General features: G+C 68.2%; 12 protein-coding genes. 4 read left to right on the top strand and 8 right to left on the bottom strand.

The annotated features are described in order from the left end of the window. Nucleotides 1–41: 41 nt before the first annotated feature. From FOH10_RS08075 to FOH10_RS08085, 3 genes are all read right to left on the bottom strand, one after another. A complete protein-coding gene (locus FOH10_RS08075) occupies nt 42–911 on the bottom strand; it encodes an SDR family oxidoreductase (RefSeq protein ID WP_221937944.1) in 870 nt (289 codons plus the stop codon). 78 nt (nt 912–989) lie between these two features. Next, nucleotides 990–2150, bottom strand: a complete 1161-nt coding sequence (locus tag FOH10_RS08080; RefSeq protein ID WP_143980259.1) for an FAD-dependent monooxygenase — start codon at nt 2148–2150, stop codon at nt 990–992. Continuing rightward, entirely contained in the window at nt 2138–2740 is a 603-nt protein-coding gene (locus tag FOH10_RS08085; RefSeq protein ID WP_221937945.1) for a TetR/AcrR family transcriptional regulator, read from the bottom strand. Before FOH10_RS08085 ends, FOH10_RS08080 begins: the two co-directional genes overlap by 13 nt. A 178-nt stretch (nt 2741–2918) precedes the next feature. On the opposite strand from FOH10_RS08085, the gene FOH10_RS08090 reads away from it, so the two are divergent. Further along, nucleotides 2919–3443 (top strand): hypothetical protein, encoded by a 525-nt coding sequence (locus FOH10_RS08090; RefSeq protein ID WP_143980260.1) that lies wholly within the window; start codon nt 2919–2921, stop codon nt 3441–3443. Between the two features lie 98 nt (nt 3444–3541). Here the strand turns inward: FOH10_RS08090 and FOH10_RS08095 are convergent, their stop codons facing one another. The 3 genes from FOH10_RS08095 to FOH10_RS08105 all read right to left on the bottom strand — a co-directional run bounded on the left by FOH10_RS08095 (nt 3542) and on the right by FOH10_RS08105 (nt 7340). Continuing rightward, entirely contained in the window at nt 3542–4345 is an 804-nt protein-coding gene (locus FOH10_RS08095; RefSeq protein ID WP_186000760.1) for an SDR family NAD(P)-dependent oxidoreductase, read from the bottom strand. 120 nt (nt 4346–4465) lie between these two features. After that, nucleotides 4466–5725, bottom strand: coding sequence for an FAD-binding oxidoreductase (locus FOH10_RS08100; RefSeq protein ID WP_143980262.1), 1260 nt, complete (start codon nt 5723–5725; stop codon nt 4466–4468). A gap of 55 nt (nt 5726–5780) precedes the next feature. Then, complete coding sequence (locus FOH10_RS08105) at nt 5781–7340, bottom strand: alkaline phosphatase D family protein (protein ID WP_143980263.1); 1560 nt, start codon at nt 7338–7340, stop codon at nt 5781–5783. Between the two features lie 138 nt (nt 7341–7478). Between FOH10_RS08105 and FOH10_RS08110 the strand changes: the two genes are divergently transcribed. Both FOH10_RS08110 and FOH10_RS08115 read left to right on the top strand, forming a co-directional pair. Next, nucleotides 7479–8945, top strand: coding sequence for an HNH endonuclease signature motif containing protein (locus FOH10_RS08110; RefSeq protein ID WP_143980264.1), 1467 nt, complete (start codon nt 7479–7481; stop codon nt 8943–8945). A 520-nt stretch (nt 8946–9465) separates the two neighbouring features. Continuing rightward, nucleotides 9466–9852 (top strand): hypothetical protein, encoded by a 387-nt coding sequence (locus FOH10_RS08115; protein ID WP_143980265.1) that lies wholly within the window; start codon nt 9466–9468, stop codon nt 9850–9852. A gap of 98 nt (nt 9853–9950) precedes the next feature. Here FOH10_RS08115 and FOH10_RS08120 read toward each other — a convergent pair whose 3' ends face one another. Next, entirely contained in the window at nt 9951–11276 is a 1326-nt protein-coding gene (locus FOH10_RS08120) for a hypothetical protein (RefSeq protein ID WP_143980266.1), read from the bottom strand. A gap of 112 nt (nt 11277–11388) precedes the next feature. On the opposite strand from FOH10_RS08120, the gene FOH10_RS08125 reads away from it, so the two are divergent. Next, a complete protein-coding gene (locus FOH10_RS08125; protein ID WP_143980267.1) occupies nt 11389–11928 on the top strand; it encodes a riboflavin biosynthesis intermediates N-glycosidase in 540 nt (179 codons plus the stop codon). A 3-nt stretch (nt 11929–11931) separates the two neighbouring features. Here FOH10_RS08125 and FOH10_RS08130 read toward each other — a convergent pair whose 3' ends face one another. Beyond that, nucleotides 11932–12759, bottom strand: a complete 828-nt coding sequence (locus FOH10_RS08130) for an MmyB family transcriptional regulator (RefSeq protein ID WP_244961783.1) — start codon at nt 12757–12759, stop codon at nt 11932–11934. Between the last annotated feature and the right edge of the window lie 83 nt (nt 12760–12842).

Here is a 12842-nt window from a genome sequence, read left to right on the forward strand (position 1 = left end):
CGGGCGGGGCGCTGATGTCCGGTGGCGTGCCGCGGTTCGGGCTATCGAGCCAGTGACGCGTAGTAGTCGCCGAGGGTACGTGTTCCGTAAGTCGTTCCGACGGAGTCGGTTCGCATGCCGTCCAGGAAGAACCGCATGAGGGTGGCGGCGCGGGGGTTGGTGCGGTCGGCGAGCCATACCGCGGCCGACGTCAACGCGCCGGGCACCCGGAGATACCGTTCGCGCCGCCCGGCCGCGTCGAACGCCAGGCGTACGATCTCCCGGTAGCTCAGCACCTCGGGTCCACCGATATCCCACGTGCCCGCGCCCTCCGGGAGCACGGAGACGCAGAAGTCCGCGAGGTCGGCGCCGTGGATGGGGGACAGTCGCACACTCCCGTCACCCAGTCCGAACACCACGCCGCGCCGGGCGAGATCGTAGATCTCCGTGAGGTCGGAGAAGTAGCCCGACGGATTGACGATCTGCGGACTCACCCGAGATCGGCTCAGCGCCGCCGTGAACGCGTGCTTCGCGCGGGTGAGCGCCGAGGTGCCGGTGTCGACGTTCATGACTCCGACGTAGAGGAACGAGGCGGCGCCGTGCTGTTCCGCCAATTCCAGGTAGCGCAGGTTCAGCAGGAAGTCGACGTCCCACGGGTCCGCCCGCTGCCGGGTGACGCCGAGCGCCGACACGACATGGTCCACGTCCTTCATGATCGACGCGTCGAGATGGGATGCGCGGTCGGTGACGACCCATTCGTCGACGCCGACGGTGAGGGCGGGCGCACCGTGCGCGCCGGGGGCCAGCGCCCGCTGCTTGTCGCGGACCACCGCGCGGACGCGATACCCCTGGTCGTGCAGTCGCGCGACGATATGTCGGCCCAGGTAGCCGGTCGCTCCGGCGACGAGGACCAGTTTCCGGTCGTCTGTCAAGAGATTGCCTTTCCGGTGTCGGTCGGTCTGGTGTAGGTCGGTCTGGTGTCGGGCGATGTCGACACGTGCGGATGGGACTCAGGTCTCGGCCAGCACGCTGGTGGTGTCGCCGTATCCGCGGCGCAGCAGACCGACGAAGGCGTCCCGCATGACGACGCCGGAGACCAGTGTCTGAACGGCGATGCCGGTGCGTGTCGCGGGGACGAGGGAGCGCGCGATGGCGAGGGCGCGGTCCTGACGCTGCTCTACGGCGGCGCGCAGTCTCGCCTCGTAGGCGTGGAAGGCGGCCACGTGCTCCGAATGCCGGTGCAGCGCCTCGGCGAGGAGATAGCCACCGGCCATGGCCATGGACGCCCCCTGCGCGGAGGTCAGCGTCATCGCCGCGGCGGCATCACCGATCAGGGCGACGCGGCCGCGGTGCCAACTCGGCATCCGGATCTGGGTGAGGCTGTCCATGAAGAGGTCGTCCGCCGGGGCCGCCGCGAGCAGGTGCGGGGTGATCCAACCCATCCCGTCGAACGCCGCGCGCAGTGCCGCGGGTCGTTCGGCGCGCGGCGGCACGAATCGTCGTGTGCGGTAAAGGAAAAGCGCGATCAGCTCGCCGGGAGTGTCGGTGGGGTAGAGCACCGTCTGTCGGCCGGGCTCGCTGTAGTGGACGCGTCGCGGCCCGAGATCGTAGCTGTCGGATACGGGGTAGCAGGCCATGGTGTAGCCGAGGTGCCGGGCGAAGTCGCGCTCGGGTCCGAAGACCAGCTCGCGGGTCGCCGAGTGCACGCCGTCCGCGCCGATGAGCAGATCGAAGCTGTCCTCGGTGCCATCGGCGAAGGCGACGTCGACACCGTCCGGTCGCTGCCGCACGGTCGTGACCCGCTGCTCGTGGCGGACCTCGACCCGATTCCGTACGGCATCGGCGAGCGCCTCCTCCAGCCTGGCGTGCATCAGGGCGAGATAGGGGCCGCCGATCACCTTCTCCAGCACGCGTCGTTCCAGCCGTGCGCGGGGTCGGCCCCGGGTGTCGACGGTGCGGATGTCTTCGGTGGGCAGCTGCCGCGCGGCGAGCCGGTCGGTCAGACCCATCCGGGCGGCGATGTCGTAGCCGGTGCCGAAGAAGTCGATGCCGTAGCCGCCGTACCGGCCGCGCGGCGCGCGCTCGACCACGACCGGTTCATGGCCGTAATGATGCGACCAGTACGCGAGGGTCAGCCCGGCGATCCCGCCGCCGGAGATCAGGATCCGCATGACTCGTCGCCCAGAAGGGTGCCGAGGACGGCCAGCGCGGGATCGATCGGTAGCTCGTCGTCGAGTTCGCGATGCAAGAGCAGGCCGTCCAGGAGGGCCGCGACGAGTACGGCGGCTCCGCCCCGCTGCGCGGGTGTCCACTCCGGATTCAGGTCGCCGAGCCACTCCGCGATCCGCTCACGTGCCTCACGCAGACTCTCCCGCAAGGCCACGCCGAGTGCGGGGTCCTGCCGTGTCCCCGACACCAATTCGACTGCCAGCCGGACCATCTGGTCGTCGGTGGCCACCCGCGAGATCGTCGACCGCATCGTGGCTATCGCCGAGCGTGCGTCGGATGCGCCCAGCAGTGCGTCGACAACGGGGGCGAGGGCTCGCTCGCCCGCGCGTTCGGCGATGGCCAGGCGCAGGCCGGGCAGGCCGCCGAAGTGGTAGTGGATGAGCCCGGCATTGGCTCCGCTGCGCGCGGCCAGTGCTCGCGTCGTCACGGCCGCCCAGCCGCCCTCGATGAGCAGCGCCACCCCCGCTTCGATGAGTTCCTCGCGTCGTTGCCGACCCCTGCTGGAATTTGCTCGTTCGACTAACTTAGTCACTTGACTAATGTAGCTCGGAGTCGTGAGCACTGGCAACCATCGCGGTCCGAGCCGCCGCCGGGGTCCACTCGGGTGCGTCGCTCGGCGGCCGCGCGGGTTCACCGCATTTCGGCTCGTCGCCGCGCGTGGTTGCGCTACGGTCGGCTGTCATTTCGAACGATCACGAGGAAAGGGCGGGATGAAGCTTCGTATTTCCACGCTGGCGGTGCCAGCCCTTTGTGTGCTGTTCACGGCCGCGGGAGCCGCCGTCACGGCGGGGCCGGCCGCGGCGACCGCGATCTCCGGGGGCTGTGAGGGCGGGCATGTGCAGTTCATGTCCGACACCCCCATCGGTCTGGAACCCACACAGGTGACGGCGCGGCTCGACGGCGATCTGCACACCTGTGTCGGCACCCCGACCGAGGAGGGTGGCTGGTCCACCGATTTCGTCGGCGAAGCCAGCTGCCTGGGCGTCAACGGGAAGCTGGACGCCACCTTCAACTGGGCCAATGGTGAGGTCAGCCGCCTCGTCGGGCCGTTCGCGCTGAACGGCTACGGGGCGCCCGCGACCAATACGCTCCAGATCGTGGAGGGGCCGGGCTCCGGGGGCACGGTGGTGATCACGACCGGCCCGATCGAGAAGGCGGGTGGCTCGGTGACCACCTGTATCGACGGACCCATCCGGAATGTCGGAATGCCGGTCACCGGAGCGCAATTCGCGTGAGTGTGAGAGGCGGGGTGCTCGGCGGCGGGCACCCCGCCTTCCCCTCATCCGCGCAATTGCCGAAAGCGCTGTATGCCGCGCTGCCACCTGCCGAGGCGCTACATGCCGAAGGCGTGCATGAGGCGGCTGGTGGAGCGCGGCGCGACGCCCGCGAGCCCGCGCAGGGTCCGGGAGAAGCGGGGCTCCACCCGGCTGGGCCGGGTGCGGATGGCGTGCTCGATCCAGCGGGCCGCCTCGGCGGGCACCGAGACCGGATGTTCGGCGTAGTAGTCCGGCGATTCGGCGTCGGCCTTGAAGGCCGGATACTGCACCGAGGTGACGTGGATGCCGCGCGGCGACAGTTCCGCGTCCGCACAGTCGCCGAAGGTGGTCCAGGCGGCCTGAGCGCTGGCGTAGGAGGCGAAATTCGGTGCGGCTCCGGTCGACAGGCTCCACGGCCCCACATTGACCACATGCCCGGATCCGCTGGCCAGCATGGCCGGGATCAGGCCGAGGGTGAGCCGGAGCGGGCCGAAGTAATTGGCGGCCATCATGCGCTGGTAGTCGCGGAACTTGTCCAGCGATTGCAGCACCGGGCGGCGCAGCGGGCGGCCCGCATTGTTGACCAGCACGTCGATGCGTTCGAATTCGGCGACCGCCCATTCGACGAGTTGGTCCACATCGCCGAGGGCGGACATATCGCAGCGGTGCCAGCGGGCCGTACCGCCCGCTTGGACAATGGTATTGGTGTCGGAGATCAGGAGATCGCCGCGGCGTGCCACCAGCAGCACCTCGGCGCCCTGGAGGGCTAGCAGCCGGGCGGTGGCGCGGCCGATATCGGAACAGGCATCGGTGATGACGATTCGTTTACCCGCGACGGATTCGGAGGCGGGCCGACGGCGATCATGGCGGAATTCGATCATGGAACAGGCAACCTTCGTGTGGGAACGAGCCGAACCATGCATCAGCACCCCGCCGACAGTGCCGATACCGGCCGCACTTCGCCGCTGACTGATTGCCAGGAGTGTGCGGCGGAACACAGTCTAGTCGGTCGGGTCATACCGCCGGGCGCGTTCGGCGACACAGATCTCGTCGATTCCGGACACGATGTCGCGCAGCATCTCCGAAGGCAGCGCGGCCGGACGCAGCCGACAGGTGAAGGTGATGAAACCGTGGTCCTCGCCGTCGAGTTCGCGCAGGTAGGGGGACCGCACACCGTAGGTCATGGCCGAGATGACGGTGAAGCAGCCGGTGCGTTCGCGCAGGTCGGAGAACAGGTCGTGCAGGCCGTGGAAGACCCGCGCGTAGGTGGACATGGGGGCGAACAGCGAGATGCGGTACGCCGGACCGCGTTCGGAGGAACTGATGACGGTATCGGCCAGGAACTCCGCATCCCGCAGCGTCAGCACCTTCGGAGCGAACATGAGCGCACCGGCCGCGGCATAGCGCACCGGCATACCCGCGCGGCCGCCCGCCGAGGAGGCGATGGCGCCCAGCGACTTTCGGGCCCGCGCGCCGACCTCGCGCCGGGCGCGCAGCGAACCGGTCGGTGTGGTCGGGTGCAGGCTCGACCACTGCCCGAACCGCATGGTGCCCAGTTTGACCTGTCCGGTGCCGACCGGTCGCGACACTCGCAGCGGCGCGGTGTCGACCCACCGGCCCACCTGGAGTACCGCGTCACCGGGCCGGGTGATCTCCTGCACCGACTGGTCGACGAAGGTGTCGAAATCCAGGAAGCGGTGCGCGTCGGTGGTGAGCCAGGTGCGGTCCTTGTCCACCGTGCGCACGGCGAGGGTGAGCGCGGTGATGATGCCGGTGCGTCCGCCACCGCCGAGGATGCGCCGGAACCGCTCGGTATTGTGGCTGCGCCCGCAGGTGCCGAATCGTCCGTCCTGATCGACGTATTCGAGTTCCACCACATTGTCGCTGAACATGCCGAACCGGTGTGAGGCGGAACTGAGCCCGCCGACCGCCGCGAATCCGCCCGCGGTGATTTCGCGGTGATCGCCCACGATCGGCAGGCCCAGCCCGTGCGCACCCAGCGTGCGGTCGATCTCGGCCAACCGCGCCCCCGCCTGCACCCGTACGGTGCGGGCGTCGGCGTCGACCACCTGCACCCGGTTCATCTTCCGCATGGACAGCACCGCACCCTGCTCCGGCACCGCCAGCTCGTCCTCGGCCCGCTCGCCACCGCGGATGATCAGCGGTTTCGTCGACCTACGCGAATCCCGAACCGTGCGAACCACATCCGCGGTGTCACGGGGCAGGAACTCATCTCCGATGGTGGGTGCGGACGTGCTCATGGCGCTACAGCTAACCACAAAACCGGAGGTTGCGCGCCCCTGTCTCGATGGCCGATCACCCAGCGGGAGACAAGCGCTGAGTGAACAGGATCTTCCCGCTCGCGTCGCACAGATTCACCGTCAACTCCCGGCTGCGCCCGTCGATGAGCACCTCGCCGAAATGCTGGAACTCGCCGTCCAGCGGAGAGGTGTTCGGCGTGGTCGGGGCGTGCACGAACACCGCCTCCGGCCCGAAGGTGCCATCCAGGTCGTTCGGTCCGAACGCACCGGCATTGAGCGGGCCGGAGACGAACTCCCAGAACTCGTCGAAATCGGTGAAGGCGGCCCGGCTCGGGGAGTAGTGGTGGGCGGCGGTGTAGTGCACGTCGGCCGTCAACCAGACCACCCCGGTCACCCGGTTCGCCTTGATCGAGGACAGCACCCGCGCGATCTCGGCCTCCCGCCCCGAGGGCGCGCCCGGATCATTGTTGGCCACCCCTTCGAAAGCGGTCCGGTCCTTCTGCTCACCGTCCTTGACCACCAGCCCCAGCGGCAAATCGTTGGCGACGATCTTCCAGGTGGCCGTGGAATCACGCAGACCGTCCATGAGCCACTGGGTTTGGGCCGGTCCGAGAATTCGGCCGTCGGCCCCGGTGTTCTCGGTATTGGCATCCTTGTAGGTGCGCATATCGAGCACGAACACGTCCAGCAGCGGCCCGTAGGAAACCTTGCGGAACAGCCGACCGTCCGCCGCTTCCCGGGGATCCACCGGCATCCATTCGTGGAACGCCTGCCACGAGCGGGTGGCGAGGGTATCCATATTCCGTTCCGAGTAGCCCTTGGCGGCGGCGACCGTCCCACCCGGCGACCAGTTGTTCACGGTCTCGTGGTCGTCCCACTGCACCAGCTGCGCGACCGAGCCGTTGAACCGCCGGTAGTTCTCGTCGGACAGGTTGTAGGCGTAGTTGCCCCGGAATTGTTCGAGAGTCTGCGCCACAGCCGATTTCGCCTCGGTGACGGTGTTGCGCCAGACTCGGCCGTCCGGCAGGGTGACCGACTCCTGGAGCGGACCGTCGGCGTAGATGGAGTCGCCGGAGTGCAGGAACAGGTGCGGGTCGCGAGCGGCCATGGTGGAGAAGACCTGCATGCCACCGAGATCCGGGTTGCTGCCGTACCCCTGTCCCGCCACATCGCCGGACCAGAGGATCTTGATATCCGACGGCGCGCTGGGAACGGTGCGGAAGACGCCCGTGATCGGCTCGGACGTCGCACCGTCCGCGGCCTCCAGGGTGACCCGGTAGTGCACCTGCTGACCCGGCTGCAACCCGGCGATCCGGAGCCGCCCGGTGCCGTCCGTCTCCGGTGTCAACAGCGGGCCCTCGAAACGCCGTGGGTTGTTGAAGGATTCGGTACCGGCGGTTTCGACGATGAGCTTGGCCGGGGCATCGGAGCGTGCCCAGATGAGGGCACCGTCCGGGCGCGGATCGCCGACCGCGACCCCGTGGGTGAGCGTGGGGCGCTGGCGGACGACGGCCGGGCCGTCGGTGGAGCAGGAGACCAGCGCGGGCGCGGCCACCAAGCCGAAGGCGGAGGTGCGTAGAAGCGTGCGTCGAGTGAAGCCGGTGTGTAGGGCCATGGGGGTGACCATTGCTGAGGTTTCTCAACGGACTTTGAACGGCAGATGACGAGAAAAGGACAAATCCGGCTTGCTGGAAGGGGTGCGTGAATTGGTTTTCTCATTCTGCCGCAACACTTTCCGCGATAGAATTGCGGCATGAATACGAGCCGGGCAGGTGAGGTATTCGCGGTCGTGGAGGAATTGACGACCGCGACCACCGCCCTGCTCGACGAAGACCTCACCCGCTACACCGACACCGACTTCGTGGAACTGATGCGACGCGTCGAAGCCGTCCGCGCCCGGTTGGGCGCGGTGTCGCATCGCCTGGTCATCGAGACCAGCGACCGGCACCTGCCCGAACGCGCCGGATCCAAGAGCCTGACCAAGTATTTGAGCGAAACCCTGCAGATATCGATGGCCGAGGCCGGATCACGACGCCGCGCGGCACAGAAACTCGGCGTGTTCCATTTCGTGCACGGAGAAGACCGGGAACCGGAATTACCGCACACCGCCGCCCAGCAAGCCGCCGGGCGGTTGTCGATCGAACACGCCCGCCGCATCATGACGATCATGGACCGCATCCCCGCCGCCGTACCGACCGAATTACGGGTCGAGGCCGAACAGCTGTTGGCCCAGCACGCGTGCGAGCTGACCCCGGAAGCAATCGTGACGGTCGGGGAATCGATCCTGGCCCACCTCGACCCCGACGGCACCCTGACCGACGACCGCGACCGCGCCCGCGTCCGGGGGATCACCCTCGGACGCCAGCGCATCGACGGCATGTCCGAGATCAGCGGCCTGCTCACCCCACCGTTGCGGGCCCTGCTGGACGCGGTGTTGGCCAAGGGCGCGCGACCGGGCATGTGCAACCCGGAGGACCCCGACAGCCCGTCGCTGGGGGCCCGTGGGATCGACTCGAAACAGCTCGAGTCCGCCGCTGGACGCGACACTCGTTCGGTGGCGCAACGCAATCACGATGCTGTGGCGGCGTTCCTGACCGCGACCGGGGGCGCAAAAACTCTCGGCAGTCACCGCGGCATGCCCGTCTCGGTCGTGCTCACCATGCGTGTCGAGGACCTCGAACGCGGTACCGGGCACGCGGTCACCGCAGCGGGCACGACGATGTCGATCCCGACCGCGCTGCGGCTGGCCGAGGGCCGCTACCCGTGGCTGTTGATCTTCGGCCGGGACGGAGTCCCCCTCTACCTCGGGCGCGGGCAACGCCTCGCGTCGCGCTGGCAGCGGTTGGCGTGTGTGGCCCGTGACCGTGGCTGTACCTTCCCTGGCTGCGACGCGCCCGCGACGATGTGCGCGGTCCACCACCTCATCCCGTGGGCACACGGGGGTGACACCGATATCGACAACCTGACCCTGGTGTGCGACCGGCATCACGCCCAGGTCGCCGAGGACGCCGGGGATCCGACCGGGTGGGCCACCGAACGCCTCGACGCGCACACTGGGTATCCGGGTCGTACCGGGTGGCGGCCCCCGGCCCACCACGACCCGACACGCAGACACCGGGTCAATCACCGCCATCACGGCGACGAACTCCTCGGCTCGGCCATCCACCGCCTGCGCGTGAAACAAGACGCCGGGCTACCACCACCACCGTTACGGCAATAAGCCCACCACCACACCCTTTGCGGACGGGCCACCAACCTCCATCGTGGCACCGGTATATAGGACCACCCGCACGGAACCCATTCCGTGCGGGTCATTCCCAGGCCCACAGGCTCACCCCTGACGAGACTTCCCATGTGTTTGAATCCCTAGAACGCCCCCACAGCCAGTCCGTGGGCTGGAATAGCCACCCAACGGCACCCAACCCGGCGTCAGCGAAAGTCAGGAAAGGCACCCAACGCCACCACACCTCATATCTTCCAATCCCCAACGGAGACGGTCGAAACCGGCCGTTTCCTCGGCACCAGAAGACTTACCGGTGATGGATTTCGCGACACGCTTCAGTTGACGTCGGGGTCGTTGACTGGCATCTTCCCGTCGTTACAGTGAGGCGACAAAAGTAGCCTTCCGGTTGGCGATCGGGAGCGGATTCTTGGCCGATGCCCCTGCTACGCAACCGATCGAGTTCGGCAATTCGGAGCGGTGCCGAGCGCACGAATCCACGCACTGAGAGGCGAACGCCATGGTCGAAATGATGAAGCGCTCCCAGAGGCTGCTGGTCACGATGTCGGCCGCGGCGGTCGCGATCGGCGCCGTGAGCAAGACCGACTGGGGTGATCTGCTCATCGTGTACGGCGTCTGCGGGATCTTCGGTGGAGTGTTGTTCGGTCTGATCCCGATCCCGCTGCTGAGTAGCAGAAACCCTCAGCGCCGCTTCCTCGTATGGTATTCGGTGATCGGCGTAATCGGCATCGTGTCCTACACGGTCTTCCTGGTAATGCGACCACGCGTGGACGCTGCCGATATCGGATTCGGATTCATACCGATACTGGGCGCGAGCCTCGGACTGCCCGGCATCGTCGGAACGGCCGTAGCCGTACTGGCGGGCGATGCTCGATCGGAACCGTAACGCCACCGAGCCGACAGCGCATGCGCGAGCACCATCGGATCGCAGCCGCCGTCACCGAACTCACTCCCGACCATTCCGACTGGTGCGGGGAAGGCAACTCAGACGGATTGCATGGCGGACAGGGCGATTCGCGCGGAGGTCTGAAGTTCCGAATCCCAGTCGGCGGCCAGTAGTTCCGTCTGGGACTGTCGTGTGCGGTGGGGTGGGAGGGAAGCGAAGCGGCGTTCGGTCGAGAGGACGGTTTCGAGGAGGGGCGCGGCGACGGTGGCGGGGGAGCCGATCTTGCTGATGAGGCGGGCGGCGGCGCGGCAGTCGGCGTCGGCGTAGCCCGAGTTCAAGGGGGTCAGGGCGGCTAGGAGTACCGGTACGGCCGGGTCCGGGTCGCCGGTGATGTGCCACCAGGCGGAGGCGGCGTGGACGCGTTCCCAGCCGCCCGGGGACTCCAGGCGTTTGCGGACGTCGTCGGCGAAAGGCGCGGCGAGGGCACCGAGTTCGGCGAGGCGGTCGAAGTCGACGGCGATACCGGTTTCCACGGCTTCGCCGAAGACCCGCACGGCCACCTCCGGCTCGCCGGTGACCCGCCAGTGCGCCCAGGCGGCCGTCTGGGTGCCGTGCCAGCGCAAGGAGGTGTCGGGCGGGAGGTCGGTGTCGTGCCGGGGCGGCTGCTCCGCGCCCAGGGCGAAGCGTTCGAGGAGATCCGCCGCCGGGTGTGCGGCCGGGCCGATCGCGCCGATCACCTCGCAGGCCCAGCGGGCATGGCCGGTGCGCAAGTACGGCAACAGTTCCGGCACGGCCGGTGCGGCCGCCGGACCCCACGCCGTCAAGGCGCGCAGGAGCGGGCGCAGGGCGCTGTGGTAGCCCTCGGTGGCGAGACAGGTGCGGATGCCCGGGAGCAGCGCGTCGGCGAAGTCGACCAGGGGAGTGAGGACGTGGTCGATATCGAAGGGGTCGCGGAGCATGCCGATGCGGCCGCTGGTCAGCCAGTCGCGCACGGTGTCGATGGCGGCCCGGTGGCGCAGGCGCGACAGTGCGAGAGTGACCGAGCCGAAAGAGCTCTCATGTCCGAGCGCGGCGACCATGACCGGTACCAGCGGTGCGAAATCCTGGCTTGGTTCCGTGCCCGCGACCGCCGCCAGCACCCCCGCCGCATCATCGCTGTGATAGTCCGGATCGGCGACGCAGCGGGCCAATTCGGCGAGCAACTCGGGTTGCGAAGTCCGCCACTGCATCAGGATCTCCGAGGTGAGCGCGACACCCACCGACCGCAGTTCGGGATCGCCGGCGGCGAAGGAGGTCTTGGCCAGTTCGACGGTATCCGCGAGCGGCATCACCATGGCGGTGCGCGCGATATTGGGATCCGTTCTGGCCGTAGCCAAGAGCCGGAGCAGCCACGAGCTCAACATCACTCCGGTCTCTTGCGTCATGGATCGTACGTTACCGTTTCGTGATAAATACCGCGAGGTGGCTGCCGCGCGGTAAGGGGCGGGCGAATAATGGCGGGCAAGGTGTCGGGCCGGTCGGATACCGTTGCGCGATATGAACAGGGCGCGGTTGATCGCGGAGATGTCGGCCGGGGCGACGCCGGAATTCCTCTACTTCTGGGGCCATACGCGGACACCGGGGCATGAGGTGGGCCGCTGGGTGCTCAGTCAGTGGTGGCCGGTCGAGTTCCCGGTGGGCGGTGTGAGCTACCGCAGCGCCGAACATTTCATGATGGCCGAGAAGGCCCGGCTGTTCGGCGACGAGGAGATGCGGGCGCGGGTGCTGGCCAGCGCGACGCCCGCGGACGCCAAGCGGCTCGGGCGCGCGGTGCGCGGATTCGGCGACGCCACCTGGCTGGCTCATCGCTACGACATCGTGGTGCGCGGCAGTATCGCGAAATTCGGTGCGCACGAAACCCTTCGGGGCTTCTTGGTGGGCACCGGCGACAAGGTGCTGGTGGAAGCCGCGCCCCGCGACACCATCTGGGGGATCGGGCTCGGCGCCGACCGTCCGGAGGCGGCCGATCCGGCGTCGTGGCGAGGGGAGAACCTGCTCGGCTTCGCGCTCATGGAGGCGCGGGCCGCACTGCGCTGACACCTACTCGTTGACCAGGCGCAGGCTGGGCGTGTGCGCCCGCTTCCGGTCCACCAGCCACACCATCAGGCCCTGGTCCAGGGTGGGGCTCATGGTTTCGATCTCCACCTCGGTGTCGCCGCGTTCGGGATGGTCCAATCGCATGATGCCCGTGCGATGTTCGATGACGCGGTGCGAATGCCAGCGGTGGGCGAATTCCGGATACGCCCGCAGGGCGGCCACCAAGGCGTGCAACTCGGAATCGTCGGTCCAATGCGCACAGGCCGAGCGCAGCGCCGAGATGTACATGTCCGCGACCTCCGGCCAATTGCGAATATGCTGTGCCGCAGCGGAATTCCCGAAAATGTAGCGCGCCAGATTGTCATGGTTGGACTCGTCCAGCAGTCCCAGCGGGGTCGCGAAATCCCGCCAGGCCGGATTGCAGGCGAGAATGTTCAATCGCCGTCCCACCAGCAGGGCCGGTGTCGGATGCAGCGTGTCCAGGACCGCCTGCAAGGTCTCGCTCACCCGCTCGTGCGCCTTCCCGGCAGTGGGGCAGGCGGCCGGTTCCATGCCGAAGGTGATGCGCAGGAAATGCTGTCGTTCGGCGGCGGTGAGCCGGAGCGCGTCCGCGAGCGCCGCGAGCACGCTCGCGGAGGGATTGGTGTCGCGCCCCTGCTCCAGCCGGGCGAGATAATCGACGCTCACCCCGGCGAGCGCGGCCACCTCCTCCCGGCGCAGACCGGGGGTGCGGCGGCGTCGGCCGGGCGGTAGGCCCACCTGCTCGGGCTGCAACTGGGCCCGGCGGGCCACCAGGAATTCGGCGAATTCGGACTGTGCCACGCCAACCATGATGCCCGGTCCGATGGTTGTTATCCCCGCCCTGTCAGTCCCAGGATCAGCGCGGTGTGGTTACCGGACCGGAGTCCACTTAG

The sequence above is a fragment of the Nocardia otitidiscaviarum genome, from assembly GCF_007362295.1.
GTDB lineage: Bacteria > Actinomycetota > Actinomycetes > Mycobacteriales > Mycobacteriaceae > Nocardia > Nocardia otitidiscaviarum.